The following is a 16,940-nucleotide window of genomic DNA, read 5'->3' on the forward strand; positions in this document are numbered from 1 at the left end:
GTCGCCGACCATGCTCGCCTACCTCGTTCGCCGCCTGCTCTACGCCTTGCCGATTCTGATCGGCGTGAACGTGATCACCTTTGCCCTGTTCTTCGTGGTCAACACCCCCGACGACATGGCGCGCATGCAGCTCGGCGTCAAGCGCGTGACCCCTGAGGCGATCGAAAAGTGGAAGGCTCAACGCGGTTATGACAAGCCGCTGTTCATCAACGACGCGGCGAGTGGCAGCGCGGTGTTAACCGATACCATTTTCTTCAGCAAATCGGCGCTGATGTTTGCCGGCGATTTCGGGCGTGCCGAGGATGGTCGCGATATCGCCCGCGAGATCACCTCGCGCATGGGTCCGTCGCTGGCGATCGCGCTGCCGACCTTTGTCATCGGCCTGCTGGTGACCGTCTCGTTCGCGCTGATGCTGACCTTCTTTCGGGCCAGCTACCTCGATTTCTGGGGCGTCGTGCTGTGCGTGGCGATGATGTCGATCTCCGGTCTGTTCTACATCATCGGCGGCCAGTTTCTGATCAGCAAGATGTGGAAGCTGGTACCCATTTCGGGCTACGGTGGCGGCCTCGACGCCTGGAAATTCGTCATTCTGCCGGTGCTGATCGGCGTCATCTCGGGGATCGGTTCGTCCACCCGCTGGTATCGGACCATCTTCCTCGAAGAGATTTCCCGCGACTACGTGCGTACGGCGCGCGCCAAGGGACTTTCCGAGCTGGCGGTGCTCTTCCGCCATGTCCTGCGCAACGCGATGATTCCGATCCTGACCGGCGTGGTGGTGGTCATCCCGCTGCTGTTCATGGGCTCGCTGCTCACCGAATCGTTCTTCGGCATTCCCGGTCTCGGCAGCTACACCATCGACGCCATCAACGCCCAGGACTTCGCGGTCGTGCGGGCGATGGTCTTCATTGGCTCGGTGCTGTACATCGTCGGCCTGATCCTCACCGACCTCTCCTACACCTTCGTCGACCCGCGGATTCGTTTCAACTGATGGCCTTCCTTCCCGTCATCCTCTGGTCGGATGTGCTGATCTGGCTGCTCTTCGTCGCGGCGGGCGTTTTCGGCTGGCTGTCGTTGCGCAATCCGCTGTGGCGGACCGCCTGGCAGCGGGTCGGCCGCAGCCGGTCGGGGATGGCTTCGGCGACGGTTTTGCTGGTCTTCGTTCTTGTCGGTCTGCTCGATTCGCTTCATTATCGGCCGCGTCTGGAAAATGATGCCGGGCAGCTGGCCAGCAGCGACGCCGTGCCAGGGGAAAACGCTGCCGGCAAGCCGCCCGCGGCGTATGCCGTCGAGGTGCTGTCGCTGCTCGACGCGATCCTGACGCCGCTGCGCACGCGCAACGAGAAAACCTATTCGGAACCGCTGGCGACACGTGCCTACGCCAAGGAGTCGATCGAATCGCGCGACGCCGCTGGCGAACTGCAGAAAACGCGCGATTATCCGCGCCTGAAGCACGGCGGCGTTCATCTCGGCGCCGACGAAGCGGGTCGCGATGCCGACATCGGGCAGCGCTTGCTGAGTGCGCTGGCGCTGGCTATTCTCGCCTGGTGGGCGCTGGCGGCGGCGACCGCGGCGCGCGTCGCGCACCGGGAAGCCTGCTCGCACAGGGAAGCCTGGCGGCGCATCTGGAGCAACGAGAGCGATTTCGCCTGGAATGCGGTTCTCGCCGCTGCCGGCGTCGTTCTGCTGGTTGCCCTGCCGCTGGGCATGCTCGCGGTCCACTACCATGTTTTCGGTACCGACAAGGTTGGTCAGGACGTCCTTTATCAGGTCCTCAAGAGCGTACGCACCGCTCTGGTCATCGGTCTGGTGACGACGCTGGTGACCCTGCCGCTGTCGATCTTCCTGGGTGTTCTCGCCGGCTACTTTCGCGGTTGGGTCGATGACCTTATCCAGTACCTGTACACCACGCTGAGTTCGATTCCGGGAGTGCTGCTGATCGCCGCTGCGGTGCTGATGATGCAGGTGCTCATCGACAACCACCCCCAGTGGTTCGCCACCGCCGCCGAACGTGCCGACCTGCGCTTGCTGGCGCTGTGCTTCATCCTCGGGGTGACCAGCTGGACCGGTCTTTGCCGGCTGTTGCGCGGCGAGACACTGAAGCTGCGCGAACTGGAGTACATCCAGGCGGCACAGGCTTTCGGGGTTGCCGATCTGCGCATCATCGGCCGCCACATCCTGCCCAATCTGATGCACATCGTGATCATCGCGCTGGTGATGGATTTTTCGAGCCTGGTCCTTGCCGAGGCGGTGCTTTCCTACGTCGGCATCGGCGTCGACCCGACGATGATCAGCTTCGGAACGATGATCAACAATGCGCGCATGGAACTGGCGCGCGAACCGATGGTGTGGTGGTCGCTGGCCGCCGCCTTCGTTTTCATGTTTGCCCTGGTGCTGGCGGCGAACCTGCTCGCCGACGCCGTCCGCGACGCTTTCGATCCACGTATCGCGGGATCGGCATGAGCGACGAGGCGACGTTGAACGAATGGCTCCTTCTCGAAGTCGCGGGGCTGCGCATTGCTTTCGTCAGTGGGCGCTCACTGCTGGCGGCGGTCGACGGCGTCGATTTCCAGCTCGCCGCCGGCGAAACACTGGCCCTGCTTGGAGAGTCGGGTTGCGGCAAGTCGGCAACCGCGCTCGGCCTGCTGCGCCTCCTCCCCGCTGCCGGGCGGGTTGCCGGCGGCGAGGTGTGTTTCGAGGGCCGCGATCTGCTTTCCTTGCCCGAAGCCGAGATGCGCGGCGTGCGTGGCGGCGGCATGGCGATGATTTTTCAGGAGCCGGCGACCAGCCTCAATCCGGTGCTCACCGTCGGTCATCAGCTCGGCGAAGTGCTCGCGCGTCACCTCGGCCTGTCGGGTCAGCCGGCGCGCGAGCGGTCGCTCGAACTGCTTCGCGCGGTCGGCATCGCCGACGCGGAACGTCGCCTCGGCGAGTACCCTTTCCAGCTTTCCGGAGGCATGAAGCAGCGGGTGATGATCGCCGTCGCGCTGGCCGGCAATCCACGCCTGTTGATCGCCGACGAGCCGACCACTGCGCTCGACGTGACCATTCAGGCGCAGATCCTCGAGTTGTTGCGCCGGTTGCAGGCCGAGCGGGCGATGGGCATGTTGCTGATCACCCACGACCTCGGCGTCGTCGCACAGATGGCGACGCGGGTAGCGGTGATGTACGCCGGCCAGATCGTCGAAGAGGCGCCGCGCGCGGTTTTCTTCTCGGCAGCGCGCCATCCCTACACGCAAAAGCTGTTCGCCGCGTTGCCCGATCTGGCGCGCCGCGGCGGGCGGCTGGAGACGATCCCCGGGCAGGTGCCGCCGCTCGCCGAAATGCCCGCCGGTTGTCGCTTCGCAAGTCGTTGCGAGTACGCCTGGGAGCGCTGTCGGCGGCAGGCGCCGGAATGGCGGCAGGTCGCCGTTGACCATCGCTTGCGCTGCCATCTCGACGTTTTGCCGGACGCCGGCGCCAGCGCCCGTGTTGCCGCGGCCGTCGAGGTCCAAGAAGCCGCTGCGACGCCCCTGCTCAGCGTCGACGCACTGCGCGTGCATTTCCCCATTCGGCGCGGCATCCTGCAGCGCACGGTTGGGCACGTACGGGCGGTCGACGGCGTCTCGCTGGAACTGGCGCGCGGGCGAACACTGGCGCTGGTCGGCGAGTCGGGCTGCGGCAAGACGACGGTCGGCAAGGCGATCCTGCAGCTGATCGCTGCCAGCGGCGGCAGCGTGCGCCTGCTCGGGCAGGAACTGAGCGGCCTGGCGGGCAAGGCACGCCGGCCGCTGCGTCGTCGCATGCAGATGATCTTTCAGGATCCCTTCGCCTCGCTCAATCCACGCATGTCGGTCGGTGAAATCATCGGTGAGGGCATGGGCGCTTTGCGCATCGATATGCAACGCCAGGGAAGGGCGGCGGCGATCGCTGCCGTCCTCGACCAGGTCGGGCTCGAGGCCGCTGCCGCCAACCGCTATCCGCACGAATTCTCCGGCGGTCAGCGGCAGCGCATCGCGATCGCGCGCGCGCTCGCCGTGCAGCCTGATCTGGTGATTTGCGACGAGCCGACTTCGGCGCTCGACGTCTCGGTACAGGCGCAGATTCTCAATCTGCTGGCGACGCTGCAGGCCGATCTCGGGCTGGCCTATTTGTTCATCACCCATAACTTCGCGGTGGTCGACCATCTGGCTCACGAGGTGGCGGTCATGTATCTTGGCCGCATCGTCGAACGCGGTAGCGTCGATGAGGTGCTGCGTTCGCCACAGCACCCCTATACGCGGGCCTTGTTGTCGGCAGTTCCCAGCGCCCGCCTCGACGCGCAGCCCGAGTTCATTCGCTTGCCGGGGGAAACGCCGTCGCCGGCCAATCCGCCGACGGGTTGCCATTTTCACCCGCGTTGCCGACAAGCGACTGACGCCTGTCGTGAGCGCTATCCCGCAACGAGTGTGCTATCGACGACGCATAGTGTCCGTTGCCACCTGTATTCGCAGGATGCTGCCCGGTGAGCGAGGCGAGGGCGATGCCTTCGTACCCCAACGTCGTTAGTGCCGCGTGCCGCGGCGCGCTGCCGGCCACTGACTGCCGGTAGGGGCCCGATCGTCTGCCCGGTCTGCGGGTTGGACTAGTTGACGGGAGCGTTGGAGGAGTTCTTGCCCGGCGTGAAGCTGACTTTGGCGACGTTGGCCTTGATTCCCGCTGCCTTGTCCTGCTTGCCGCTGGCTTTGACAGGCTCGGCGGCCGACTTCGCCGACGAGAGCTTCTCTGCTGCTGCGGGGGCGTCCACCAGCAGCTTGCTGCCGGACGTGACCTGATCGGAACGCAGCTTGTTGAGCTGTTTGAGTTCAGCCACGGTCATTTCGTAACGCTGGGCAATGCTGAACAGCGTTTCTCCGCGCCGTACGGTGTGCGTGTGCGTGCGGTGTCCCGTCGCCGGTTTGGCATCACCGCTGGGCGCTGCCGGCTTGCTGGCCACCTCTACCTGGACGCGACGCTGTGCCGTGGCCACCGGTGCGGTACGCACGGGCTCGCTGGTGACCACCGTCAGCCGGGTACCGTAGTTCACTTGATTGGACCGTAGCTTGTTGCGTTGTTTGAGGTCCGCCAGGCTCATGTCGTAGCGCTCGGCGATGCCGAGCAGCGTTTCACCCTTACCCACCTTGTGGGTGCGCGTGCGGGTGACCATGGCCGGTGCGGCTGGCGGCGCGTCTGCCTTCGTCACGGCGTGCTTGTCGACGGGCGCAGGCTTTTCAACGACCGGTGCCGGTTCGGACGAGGCGCCAAGAGCGCTCAATTGGATGGCCTGGGCCGGATCATGGGGATCATTCTCTTCGCCGGCGACCAAGAGCGTTGCTCCCGACGCCAGTCGCACGCGACCCTGGATGCCGTTGGCCGCCTTGAGGCCGGCCACGGTCATACCGAAGCGCGGCGCCACCTGTTCGAGTCTCTCGCCGGGGCGCAAGGTATAGGCTTGCCAGGAAGAAAGCGGCTTATCGCTTTCCTCGTGCACTTCGAGGTTGTGATTGAAGGTTTCGAGCTTGTCGGCCGGGATCACCAGCGGTGTTTCGGATTTGATCACCGGGCGATTGTGCGAGGGGTTCAGTGCCACGAAGTCCTGGACCGGCATCTCGGCGAGCTTGGCGGCCAGTTTGACGTCGATATTTGTGGTCTTGGTGACGGTCGCGAAGTAGGGGCGCATCGGGACGCCGAGCATGTCGAGGTCGGCGAGGATGTTTGGATTGCTGAAGATGTTCTTCAAGGCCTGTAGCTTGGGGACATAGTTGCGCGTTTCGTCAGGCATCTTGAGGCTCAGGTAGTCGGTTGGCAGACCCTGCGCCTCGTTTTTCTTGATCGCTCGCCCGACGGCGCCTTCGCCCCAGTTGTAGGAGGCCAGCGCCAGGTGCCAGTCGCCGTGCAGCTCGTAAATATACTGCAGGTAGTCGAGGGCGGCGCCGGTCGAGGCGACGATGTCGCGCCGCTCGTCAACCCACCAGTTTTGCTCCAGCTTGTACTGCTTGCCGGTCGCCGGGACGAACTGCCACAGACCTGAAGCATGGCTTCGCGAGTAGGCGGTCGGATTGTAGGCGCTCTCGACCATCGGCAGCAGGGCAATTTCCAACGGCATGCCGCGCTTGTCGAGCTCGACGATGATGAAATGCAGGTAGCGGCTGCTGCGGGTGATCATCCGCCGCAGGTAGTCCGGACGGTTCAGGTACCACTGCTGATGGTGAAGAACGAGCGAGTTGCTGATGTTCGGCATCGCGAAGCCGCGACGCAGGTGCTGGAAAATTTCTGCCGACTCGTAGGTGAGGTCGATGGTTTCGGGCAGTGGGGCGGGCGCGGCGACTTCAATCACTGGCAGGGGGCCGTCGGTTCCTGCCGGGACTGCCGTGGTGGCTGCCTCGGCCCGCGCCGAACTGCGCAGCGCTGGAACATCGGACTGAAGATTCTCACTCTGCGCTTCGTTCGACCAAGCGCTACCGCAGGCAAGAGCAGCAACAATTGCGAAAGCTATTCGTGGCGTCATCCGTAGGTCCTGTGCTCGTTCTCGGGCGGTGCCAGTTGATCCCGACGAAACCGGTTTACCCGCGTGGTTTCCCTGCTTCGGTTCACCTGGTCGAATTTTGCCCTACAAGCCTATGATTATAGAACAAACATCTCGTTGCCGTGCCGATCATTTCCGGCCCAGAGGGGCGCTTGCGCAGCGCCAGCGGCTTTGGCCGCCGACGGCGCCAGCCGGTGCGCGTGCCTCCTGGAAGCTGCCAGGGGACGGCCCGAAAAGAAAAAAGCCCAGTCTGGCTGGGCTTTTTTCTCTCGTGTGCTGGCGGAGTGGACGGGACTCGAACCCGCGACCCCCGGCGTGACAGGCCGGTATTCTAACCAACTGAACTACCACTCCTTGTTTGCTGCTTTTCCCTTCTGTTGGCTTCACTGTGCTTGCTCAGCGAGGCCCTTGCCACCCGGGAAGCTGCGCATTATAGCGGATTTCAGCGGGCAAGCAAGTGCAAAAAAGCCGCCTTGCCAGGTCGCCTCGGATCAGCGGATCGCACCGACGAAGCTGTCGATTTCGGTTCGCGCGTCGCACAGGTGTTGCAGGCAATCGTCCCACTGCCGGTGGCTCAAGGCGAGTGTCTCGAGCAGCGCGGCGCGCTCGGCGTCGTGCTCGACTGGCGGCGTCTGGCCAGCGAGCGCCGCGTAGGCGGCCTGGTCGGCGAGTCCGATCAGGGCGCAGAAGACGCGCTCGTCGCCGGCCGCTTTCGGGTCGTGATGGTGAGCAATGGCAGCGACGTAGCGTGCAGGCAGATCCCAGTGTTCGGCGACCATCTCGCCGACTTCGGGATGGGTGAATTCGAACAGCGTTCGCTCGGCTTCGAGACTGCTGACTGGCGTCGCGCCGCGCTTCAACTCGAGCACTTGATGGTAGCCGGGTTCGGCCTGGATGGCGAAGATCAGCTTGCCGATGTCGTGCAGGATGCCGGCCATGAAGGCTTCGTCCGGTGAGCAGTCGACGCGCGGAGAAAGGAAGCGGGCGGCGGTGGCGGTGGCGATCGAGTGCTTCCAGAACTCGGTCAGGTTCAGGCGCTCGGTACGGAAGGCGTCGAAGGCGCCAACCGAGAAGATCATCCCCTGAACATTGGTGAACCCGAGCACCCGCACCGCTTCGGCGATGGTGCCGATACGGCGCGAAAAGCCGAAGAACGCGGAGTTGGCGACGCGCAGGATCTTGGCCGAGATCGCCGGGTCATTGACGATTACCCGCTCGACCGCTCGGGCGTCGCTGCTCGGGTTCTGCAGGACCTTCAGCGCCTGCACGATGATCGCCGGCAGCGTCGGGACTTCGTAGAGGTCGACCGGCCGGAAGCGCGCCAGCGGCTCGGCGGTCAGCTTGTGTCCGCCCGACGTGTCGCCAAGCTCGCACAGGCCCGGCGAGAGCCCCGGATGGATCAGCTGGAAGACGTGCATGGGGTGCGGCAGATCGCGCAGGCGAAGCATGCCGGTATCGCGCAGGCTGGTGTCCGCCGGCAGGGATTCGCGGACCAGCGCCTCGGTCGGCGAGGTGAGCAGCGTCTGCCCGCCGAGGGTGACCGCCAACAGGCGGGCGCAGCGGTTGACCGTTGTCCCGAAGTAGTCGCCACTGCTCAGGTACGCCGGGCCGGTGTGTAGCGCGATCCGCACGCGCAGCGGCGAACTGGTCGTCCAGCGTTGGGCAGCAAGGCTGGCCTGGATCTGGCAGGCCGCTCGCAGCGCTTCGGCGGCATCGTCGAAGGTGACGCAGAAAGCATCACCGACGGTCTTGAAGACATAGCCATGGTGACGCTCGATCGCCGCCGCCAGCAGCGTGTTGTGGCGCTGCAGGGCGATGCGCATGGCCTGCGATTCGGTCTCCCAGAGGTTGGTCGAGCCTTCGATGTCGGTGAACAGAAAGGTGACCGTGATCAGCGACGCATCGCCCAAGGTAAGTTCTGCCGGTCCCATTCACAGCCTCGCTCGGTGGTGGTCGGCGATCAGCTGCCGTCGCTGTTTGCGGGACGGGTGGCCGCCGAAGGGTCAGGAATTTGCCCCGTGCCGACGCGAGTATCCGGGCTTCCGGCCACCACCGTCAATCGCCATCGCGCTCATCCTGGCCGGTGACAATACCGCGCCGGCACAAGCCTGGTGTCCATTTTCGGCGTGCAGGAAGCGCGATCAGCGAGCACAATGATGCGCGTACGGCGGTCCTCAGCCGACGTACGCCATTCACGAACCACCCAAACACCGCAAAGGAGACAAATCATGAGCCAACCGACTGTTTATGGCGATGCCATCAGCACCTACGTGCGTTCCGTCCGCCTGGCGCTGGCGGAAAAGGGGGTAGCACACACGCTCGTCGGCGTGGACCTGGTCAAGGGTGAGCATCTGGAGGGCCAGCATCTCGCCCGCCATCCGTGGGGAAAGATGCCCGCCTTCGAGCACGACGGCAACGCGTTCTACGAGGCTTCGGCGATCATGCGTTACATCGACGAGGTATTTCCCGGGCCGGCGTTGACGGCATCGACGCCCGTTGACCGCGCGCGGATGAATCAGGTGATGAGCATCGTTGAAAGTTATGGATACCCGGCGTCGATCACCGACATCTTCATTCCGCGCGTACTGGTGCCCTCGCTCGGCGGACAGACCGACGAAGCCCTGGTCGAGGCGGCAAAGCCGCGGGCCGCGTTGTTCCTCAAGGAGATCGCGCGGCTGCTGGGCGCGGGCAGCTACTTCGGCGGCGCGACCGTGAGTCTCGCCGACCTGCATGTGCTGCCGGTATTGACCTACCTTCGCGCCACCCCGGAAGGCCAGGCCTTGCTGTCGGCGACGCCGACCATCGAGGCCTGGATGGGCCGCATGAACGAGCGCAGCAGCGTCCAGGCGGTGATGCCGGCCAATTGAGAACGGCTCCCGGCAGGATGCCGATGCAGCGGGCGCTGTCGCGTTGCGCCCGTCGGGACGATCTCGCGGCGCTGCAGCTGGCGCGATCCTCGGCCTGCGGGGATTTTGCGCGTGCCATGGCTGGTGCCATCAACGGGCGCTCGGCCCGGAGTGGACGATGGAGATGTTGGCCTGGCGCAGTATCTCGCTCACCAAGCAAATCCGCGCTTGCAACGAAGCGCATGGTGGCCGATGCTGATTTCTGGCGCAGAAAACGTCGATCTGGCGCATTTTCGTACAGGGAGGTCATCGCTTTGAAGGGCAAAGAGTTGCTGGAGAGGAATCATGTCTGAACCCATAGAGATCCTGCGCGGAGTCGTACATCCGTGGTATTGCGACAACTTTGGCCATATGAATGTCCGTTGGTATAGTCATTTTTTCGATGACGCCGCGTTTCACCTGTGGCCGCTGTACTGGGGGAGTCACAAGAAAATGCAGGATGAGTTTGGCGTCCATACGGTAACAGCCTCTGCGACGATACAGTTCTTGCAGGAGCTGCTCGCAGGGGATCTGATTTTGGTAGATAGTTTGCTGACCCGTGTTGGTCGCAAAAGCTGTACTTTTACCGAGCGAATGCTGCATGTTGACACTAGGGAAGTGCATGCCACATACGAGACCGTAGAAGTCTTCTTTGACCCGAAAACGCGCCGGGCAACAGAAATTCCGGCCTCAATCAGGCAGGCGTTGGAAAATGCATACAAGATCGCTCAACAGGACCATTAGCCGGCAGACTCTTGGTCGCCGAAGCAGATGGAGAAGGGGGAAAGGAGCGCTATCGATGGAAAGCGGCCGGACCGGGCGTCGGCAGCGAAGCCACCTGTATCGCTGGCCCAACGGCGGATAATACGCCTGACCGAGGCTTCCACTTGAGGTGTCGAGATGGCGATCCGCGACTGGCCTGAAGACGAGCGACCACGCGAGCGGCTGCTGGCTCGCGGTGCCGCTGCCCTGTCCGATGCCGAATTGCTGGCGATCTTCCTGCGCGTTGGCAGCAAGGGGAAAAGCGCGGTTGATCTGGCGCGCGAGTTGATTGGCGGTTTTGGCGGGCTGAACCGCATGTTTGCGAGCAGCCTGGCCGATTTTTCTGCCGTGCCGGGGATGGGTCCGGCGAAGTACGCGCAGCTGCAGGCGGTGCTCGAAATGGCGCGGCGGGCGCTCGGCGAAGGCCTGAAGGAGCAGGGGCTGGCTTTCGCCTCGCCTGGCGGTGTGCGCGACTACCTGCGGCTGCATCTCGCTGGCTTGCAGCATGAAGTTTTCCTGGCCCTGTGGCTCGATGCCCAGAACCGCCTGATTGTCGCCGAAGAGCTGTTTCGCGGCACGCTGACGCAGACCAGCGTCTATCCGCGCGAGGTGGTCAAGCACGCGCTGCGGCACAATGCGGCGGCGGTGGTGCTGGCGCACAATCATCCGTCGGGGGTGGCCGAGCCTTCGCGCGCCGACGAACTGCTGACCAGCGAGCTGAAGCAGGTGCTGGCGCTGGTCGAAGTGCGCGTGCTCGATCATTTCATCGTGGCCGGACAATCGCCGCCGCTATCTTTTGCCGAGCGAGGCCTGTTGTAGGTCGTGGTGGAGAAAAGCCCGGGCGCTGGGACCAAAATGCTTGAAGTAGACCCCCTGCCTGCGCTAAAATTACGGGTTTTCTTCCCTCAGACAATTGGAGCGACAATCATGGCGCGTGTTTGCCAAGTCACGGGCAAAGGCCCGATGGTGGGGAACAATGTTTCCCATGCCAACAATAGAACGAAGCGCCGCTTCCTTCCGAATCTGCAGTATCGCCGTTTCTGGATCGAGAGCGAGAGCCGCTGGCTGCGCTTGCGCGTATCGAACGCCGGTTTGCGCACTATTGACAAGAACGGTATCGACGTGGTGCTCGCAGACCTGCGCGCGCGCGGCGAGATCTGACCAGGAGAGCAGCTATGCGTGACAAGATCAAGCTCGAGTCGACCGCCGGAACCGGCCACTTCTACACGACGACCAAGAACAAGCGCACGATGCCGGGCAAGATGGAGATCAAGAAGTACGATCCCAAGGCCCGCAAGCACGTGATCTACAAGGAAATCAAGCTCCGCTGAGCGACGCGCGCGAGCGTACTCGCGCGGCTGCTGACGGCAAGCTGTTCCCACGGGCGGGGCGGCCGCGAAAGCGGTGGCTCCGCTTTTTGTCGCCCGGGCTTTCGCTCGCCATCACCCGTCGCCTGCCGCCGCTACGAGCGGCCGCGCGGGCTAAGCCGCTCTCTGCGCGCTACTCGGCGGCTTCGACCAGGCGGCGATCGCGGACGCTCTTGGCGAGGACTTCCAGGACCAGCACCGAGTCCTCCCAGCCCAGGCAGGCGTCGGTAACGCTCTTGCCGTACTCGAGCTGCTGGCCGGGTACCAGATCCTGGCGTCCTTCGACCAGGTGCGACTCGATCATCACGCCGATGATCCGTTCGTCGCCGGCTGTCACCTGGCTGGCGGTATCCCTGGCGACCTCGATCTGTTGCTTGAAGCGCTTGTTGCTGTTGGCGTGCGAGGCGTCGATCATCAGCCGTGCGGCGAGGCCGGCGGCGGCGATTTCCTTGCATGCCGCGTCGACGTGCGCCGCATCGTGGTTCGGTTCCTGGCCACCACGCAGGATCACGTGGCAGTCCTCGTTGCCGGCAGTGGAGACGATTGCCGAATGGCCGGCCTTGGTCACCGAGAGGAAGTGGTGTGGCGACTGTGCGGCGCGGATGGCGTCGATGGCGATGCGGATGTTGCCGTCGGTGCCGTTCTTGAAGCCGACCGGGCACGACAGGCCGGAGGCCAGTTCACGATGGACCTGTGACTCGGTGGTGCGCGCCCCGATCGCTCCCCAGGCAATCAGGTCGGCGGTGTATTGCGGCGTGATGGTATCGAGGAACTCGGTCGCACAGGGCAGCCCCATGTCGTTGATCTGCAACAACAAGCCACGTGCCAGACGCAGCCCCTCGTTGATCCGGAAACTGTTGTCGAGCCGTGGATCGTTGATCAGGCCCTTCCAGCCGACGGTGGTGCGCGGTTTTTCGAAATAGACGCGCATGGCGATCAGCAGGTCGTCGGCGAAGCGGGGCACTTCCTTCTGCAGTCGTGTGGCGTATTCGATCGCCGAATCGACATCGTGAATCGAGCACGGGCCAATCACCACCAGCAGGCGGTTGTCGGCACCGTGCAGGATGCGATGGATGTTCTGGCGTGCTTCGAAGGTGGTCATTGCAGCGCGAACGCCGACCGGAAATTCGCGAAAAACGTGCGCTGGCGGGACCAGCTCCTTGATTTCCCGGATGCGAACGTCGTCGGTGTTGGGCTTGCTCTGCAAGGTCATGAGGCATTCTCCTGGGGGCGACCGGAGTCGGCAAAGGCTCGATTCTAATGGAATCACGGCACGGATTGTGCTTTGCGGCTGCTCGCGAAGTGCTCCGGAGCGGCTCTCGGGAACTGCGCTCAGGTGTGCCTGCGTGGCGACCAAGGCGGCAGTTCTCCGGCCTGGTTCGCCTGGCGCAGCGTCTGCAGCGCTTTGGCAAAGTCGTAGTTGTCGATCTGGTTGCCGAGGCGTTTGGCCACCTTTCCAAGATGCGCCTCGATCAGCATTGCCGATTCGCACCAGAGGTCGCAGGCGCGGGTGTCGTCCTCGGCGAGCAGCGCTTCCAGGCGCATCAGGATTCGCTGTGCCCGCAAGCGCTCGGCCTCCAGCTGCTGCGGCTCGGGCGTCTCCTGCTCGCCATGGTCGACGGCATCGAGCTGGCCGATAGCCGCCGCCAGGGGGAGCAGGGCGGCGTCCAGCGCGGCAATCGCACGCACCAGGCCGGCTCCCGGAGCCGGCGCGCGCAGCGCGGACTCGAGCGCCAGCGCCCGCTCGCGCAGCGTCGTCGCGCCGATCGTCGCCGCCACACCCTTGAGGGTGTGAGCCAGCCGTCGTGCATCGTCCCGCCTGTCGGCCGCCAGGTGGGCGCGCAGGCGCTCGCCGTCGTTGCCATGCTGGGCGGCAAAGAGCTGCAGCAGGCGCAGGTACAGGGAGGGGTCGCCGTCGGCGGCCTGCAGTCCAGCGGCGGCATCGAGCCCGACGATGTCGCCCAGCGTGCTCCGCGGCTGACCAGCGCCGGCTGTCGACAGCAGGGCGTCTGCTGCCGCCTTCGCCGGCGCGGCCGATCCTGGCAACCAGCGCAGTAGCGTTGCGTAGAGTTGATTGGGGCTCACCGGCTTGGCGAGGTGGTCGTTCATGCCCGCGTCGAGGCAGCGTCGCCGGTCCTCGGCGAAAGCGTTGGCGGTGACGGCAACGATCGGCAGCAATTCCCGTCCGGGAAGCCGGCGGATCGCGCGGCTTGCGGCGAGGCCGTCGACCACCGGCATCTGCATGTCCATCAGCACCAGCGCGTAGTCGTCGGCGCCGGGCGCTGTGCTTGCGGCGAGCCGGTCGATCGCCTGCTGGCCATCGCCGACCGCGTCGACCTCCAGCCCGACCGTTCGTAGCAGTTCGCGCATGACCTCCTGGCTCAGCAGGTCGTCCTCGGCGAGCAGCACGCGCGTACCCTGGTAGTGGCGCGCAAGAATCTGCGCCGCCGACGTGCCTCCCGCGGTCGCCGGAATCGCCGCAAGTGCTCGCCCCGGCGCGGCTTGAACGGCGGCCGCCTGGTCATCGCTGGCGCTGCGCGCGAGACGGACGGTGGCCCAGAAGATGCTGCCCTTGCCGGGTTCGCTGACGACGCCGGTCTGACCGCCCATCAGCGCTGCCAGGCGTTTGCAGATGGCCAGCCCGAGACCGGTGCCACCGTATCTGCGGGTGGTCGATTGGTCCGCCTGCGCGAAGGGCTGGAAGAGGCGTTCCTGTTGCTCGTCGCTGATGCCGATTCCCTGATCTTCGACCTCCAGGCGCACGCTGGCCGTCGCGCCGCGCAGCTCGATCAGTCGCGCACGCACGGCAATCTGGCCGTGATCGGAAAACTTGACCGCGTTGCTGACAAAGTTGAGGAGGATTTGCCCCAGGCGCAGGGGGTCGCCGCGCAGACGGGCGGGGATCTGCGGGTCGACTTCCAGCTGCAGTTGCAGGCCTTTCGCCCGACTCCGCTCGCCGAGCATGCTCAGCGTATGGTCCATTACGCGCAGCAGCGAGAACTCGCTCTCGTCGAGCGCCAGCCTTCCGGCCTCGATCTTCGACAGGTCAAGGATGTCGTTGATGATCCCCAGCAGGTGCTGCGCGGCTTCGCTGACCTTGGCCAGCTGGACGCGCTGCCTGGGCTGCGTGAGCTCCTTGAGGAGCAGGTGGGTGAGGCCGATGATGGCGTTCATCGGCGTGCGGATCTCATGGCTCATGTTGGCCAGGAAAGTGCTCTTGGCGCGGTTCGCCGCCTCGGCTGCGTCCTTGGCGTCGGCCAGTTCGGCGGTGCGCGTGTGCACCAGCTCCTCCAGGTGATGACGGTGCTGCGCCAGTTCGGCGGCGGCACGGTCGCGTTCGGTTAGGTCGACGTCGATGCAGAACATTTCTGCCGGGCGTCCGGGAATGGCGATCAGGACGTGGCTGGAGAAGACGGCGACTCGTGAACCGTCCTTGCGCATCAGCGACAGCTCGCCCGGTGGGATGGCGACGCCGGTTTGCTGCATCTCGGTGATCGCCTCTTTGACGCCCGCGCGCATTTCCGGCGGAATGATCAAATCGAGCAGATTCTTGCCAATGGCTTCCTCGGCCGAGTAGCCGTAGAGCTTTTCCGAGGCCGGGTTCCAGAAACGCGTTGTGCCGTCAGCGAGATAGCCCTGCAGGGCGATCGAGTCCACGTTGTGCAGAACTCTGCGAAATCGTTCTTCCGATTCGCGCAGGGCATCCGCTGCCAGTTTGCTCTCCGTGATATCGCGGGCATAGCCGACGGTGCCGATAAGCTTCCCGTCGACTGAAACGGGAGACTTGTAGGTTTCGAACCAGCGCCGCTCGCCGGCCGCGTCAATCGGCTCCTCGAAGCGTCGCGCCTGGCCGCTGGCAAGGACTGCCCGGTCGTCGGCGCGATAGCTCTCGGCGAGTTCAGGCGAGGCAATATCGAGGTCGGTCTTGCCGACCAGCGATTCCGCCGAAGGCTGCGCCAAGTTGTCGACGAAGCGCTGGTTTACGGTCAGAAAGCGGCTCTCGGTGTCCTTCAGCCAGACCATGAACGGAAAATTGTCGAGCAGCGCTCGCTGGTACCGATCCCGTACGACGAGCTCCGCTTCGACTGTCGCCAGCGCATGGAGCGGGAGGCGGCGCAGCGGGTTCCAGATCAGCCAGGCGACGAGCAGGCTGCCAGCGAGCAGCGGCAGGCCCTTGAGCAGCTCACTGCCGATTGCTTTCTCGGTGGTCAGGCGGCCAACCGGTTGACCGTACGAGTGCAGTGTCTGGCTGCGCGACAGGGTGGGACCGGCGCTGGGCGTTGCCGATTCGATGAGCACTTCGTCGGCCAGATTCAAGATCCGGTAGTGGGAAAGCGGCGAGGCGTGACGTTCCAGCAGGCTTTTCATGCGATCCGAAACCAGATCCCACTGCTCTGGCTGGGTAGCGATGAACTCTTCGAGAAGACCGACCTGAAAGCGCAGTGACTCGCTGAGCTGTTCGCTGACGCTGGCGCGGACATAGAGCAGGTAGACGGCGCTCGGCACGACGGCGACGACCAGCGCCAGCACTGCTGCCAGGCGTGTGAGCAACCTGACCATCGGCTGATGCAGGCCGGCTGTCACTGCACGCCCGCCAGATAGTCATGCGCTTGCAGGATGCGGGCGGCTGTCGGGGAGCGCAGGAAAGCGGCGAAGCGCGCGGCCAGCGCGCCAGGTTGCCGGGGCAGAACGACGGTAAGCGCCTTGCACCAGGGGTAGGAGCCATTCATCAGGTTGGCCAGCGAAGGCGTGACGCCGTTGATCGGGATGACAGATACGCGTGTGTCGGTGGTCTTGAGCATACCCAGCGTCGTCGGGCCCAGCGAGCCGGGGGTGCCCGCGATCAGCTTCAGCGTGTGGAAATCATTGTCGCCGGTGACCATTCCCGGTCGCAGTGCCGCGGCCACGACAGCCTTGTCCATCGTTGGCGACATGCCCCTCAGCACCAGCGTATCGCTCTCGAAGCTCGGGCGCAGGATCAGCCGGATCGGCGACCCGTCGTCCCAGCTTCGCAAGTGCCCTTCATAGATTTGTGTCAGCTGTTCGAGGGTAAAGCCATCCGCCGGTTTCCCGTCGCGCGAAGCGAGGACGAAAGCCGTGTCGGCAAGCAGAAAATGCTCGCCGACGCCTGGCGACTCTCCGGGTTGCAACGGACGCCCGATGACGCCCAGATCGATTCTGCCCGCGGCCAGCGCTTTGAGCGCGCCGCCCGAGCCGATGGGAGGGGAGAGTTGCCTGAGAGTGACCCCTGGCGCCTGCTTGCGAAACTCGTCGAAGAGGAGTTGGATGATCGGCTGCGAGGATCCGGTACCGCCGACCACCAGTTCTTCCGCGCTTGCCGAAAGCCCGGCCAGCAATAGATGGAGCAGGGCGAGCAGCTGCCAGAACGAGCTGCGCATCATTCGC

Annotated in this window: 13 protein-coding genes and 1 tRNA gene; 8 read left to right on the forward strand and 6 right to left on the reverse strand. The window is 64.6% G+C overall.

The genetic code is table 11. From position 1 onward, the window contains the following. Positions 1-10: 10 nt before the first annotated feature. The 3 genes from QZ634_RS02315 to QZ634_RS02325 are packed head-to-tail and all read left to right on the forward strand — an operon-like array spanning position 11 to position 4,484. A complete protein-coding gene (locus tag QZ634_RS02315) occupies positions 11-988 on the forward strand; it encodes an ABC transporter permease (RefSeq protein WP_291985219.1) in 978 nt (325 codons plus the stop codon). Continuing rightward, positions 988-2,460: an ABC transporter permease gene (locus QZ634_RS02320; RefSeq protein ID WP_291985221.1), complete on the forward strand. Its 1,473-nt coding sequence runs from the start codon at positions 988-990 to the stop codon at positions 2,458-2,460. The genes QZ634_RS02315 and QZ634_RS02320 overlap by 1 nt, the downstream gene beginning before the upstream one ends. Continuing rightward, on the forward strand, positions 2,457-4,484 hold the full coding sequence (locus QZ634_RS02325) for a dipeptide ABC transporter ATP-binding protein (RefSeq protein WP_291985223.1): 2,028 nt from the start codon (positions 2,457-2,459) through the stop codon (positions 4,482-4,484). Before QZ634_RS02320 ends, QZ634_RS02325 begins: the two co-directional genes overlap by 4 nt. Before the next feature lie 116 nt (positions 4,485-4,600). On the opposite strand, the gene QZ634_RS02330 is transcribed toward QZ634_RS02325, so the two are convergent. The 3 genes from QZ634_RS02330 to QZ634_RS02340 form a co-directional block, all read right to left on the reverse strand. Further along, positions 4,601-6,502, reverse strand: a complete 1,902-nt coding sequence (locus QZ634_RS02330; protein WP_291985225.1) for a LysM peptidoglycan-binding domain-containing protein — start codon at positions 6,500-6,502, stop codon at positions 4,601-4,603. A 295-nt stretch (positions 6,503-6,797) separates the two neighbouring features. Further along, positions 6,798-6,874 (reverse strand) — tRNA-Asp (locus QZ634_RS02335). Positions 6,875-7,011: 137 nt separating this feature from the next. Further along, complete coding sequence (locus QZ634_RS02340; protein ID WP_291985227.1) at positions 7,012-8,451, reverse strand: HDOD domain-containing protein; 1,440 nt, start codon at positions 8,449-8,451, stop codon at positions 7,012-7,014. A gap of 297 nt (positions 8,452-8,748) precedes the next feature. On the opposite strand from QZ634_RS02340, the gene QZ634_RS02345 reads away from it, so the two are divergent. The 5 genes from QZ634_RS02345 (at position 8,749) to rpmG (ending at position 11,498) form a co-directional block, all read left to right on the forward strand. Next, complete coding sequence (locus QZ634_RS02345) at positions 8,749-9,387, forward strand: glutathione S-transferase family protein (protein ID WP_291985229.1); 639 nt, start codon at positions 8,749-8,751, stop codon at positions 9,385-9,387. 324 nt (positions 9,388-9,711) lie between these two features. Next, a complete protein-coding gene (locus QZ634_RS02350) occupies positions 9,712-10,149 on the forward strand; it encodes a thioesterase family protein (protein ID WP_291985231.1) in 438 nt (145 codons plus the stop codon). A 156-nt stretch (positions 10,150-10,305) separates the two neighbouring features. Further along, positions 10,306-10,986, forward strand: coding sequence for a DNA repair protein RadC (gene radC / locus QZ634_RS02355; protein WP_291985233.1), 681 nt, complete (start codon positions 10,306-10,308; stop codon positions 10,984-10,986). 108 nt (positions 10,987-11,094) lie between these two features. Continuing rightward, positions 11,095-11,328, forward strand: coding sequence for a 50S ribosomal protein L28 (gene rpmB / locus QZ634_RS02360; RefSeq protein ID WP_043569901.1), 234 nt, complete (start codon positions 11,095-11,097; stop codon positions 11,326-11,328). A gap of 14 nt (positions 11,329-11,342) precedes the next feature. Then, a complete protein-coding gene (rpmG, locus tag QZ634_RS02365) occupies positions 11,343-11,498 on the forward strand; it encodes a 50S ribosomal protein L33 (protein ID WP_034928807.1) in 156 nt (51 codons plus the stop codon). Positions 11,499-11,667: 169 nt separating this feature from the next. Here rpmG and aroG read toward each other — a convergent pair whose 3' ends face one another. The 3 genes from aroG to QZ634_RS02380 form a co-directional block, all read right to left on the reverse strand. Further along, complete coding sequence (gene aroG / locus QZ634_RS02370; RefSeq protein ID WP_291985236.1) at positions 11,668-12,747, reverse strand: 3-deoxy-7-phosphoheptulonate synthase AroG; 1,080 nt, start codon at positions 12,745-12,747, stop codon at positions 11,668-11,670. A 119-nt stretch (positions 12,748-12,866) separates the two neighbouring features. Further along, complete coding sequence (locus QZ634_RS02375; RefSeq protein ID WP_291985238.1) at positions 12,867-16,094, reverse strand: PAS domain-containing protein; 3,228 nt, start codon at positions 16,092-16,094, stop codon at positions 12,867-12,869. Between the two features lie 20 nt (positions 16,095-16,114). Further along, a complete protein-coding gene (locus QZ634_RS02380; protein ID WP_291985241.1) occupies positions 16,115-16,936 on the reverse strand; it encodes a substrate-binding domain-containing protein in 822 nt (273 codons plus the stop codon). Positions 16,937-16,940 lie beyond the last annotated feature (4 nt).

It is taken from the genome of Candidatus Accumulibacter sp. ACC007, assembly GCF_907163205.1.
GTDB lineage: Bacteria > Pseudomonadota > Gammaproteobacteria > Burkholderiales > Rhodocyclaceae > Accumulibacter > Accumulibacter regalis.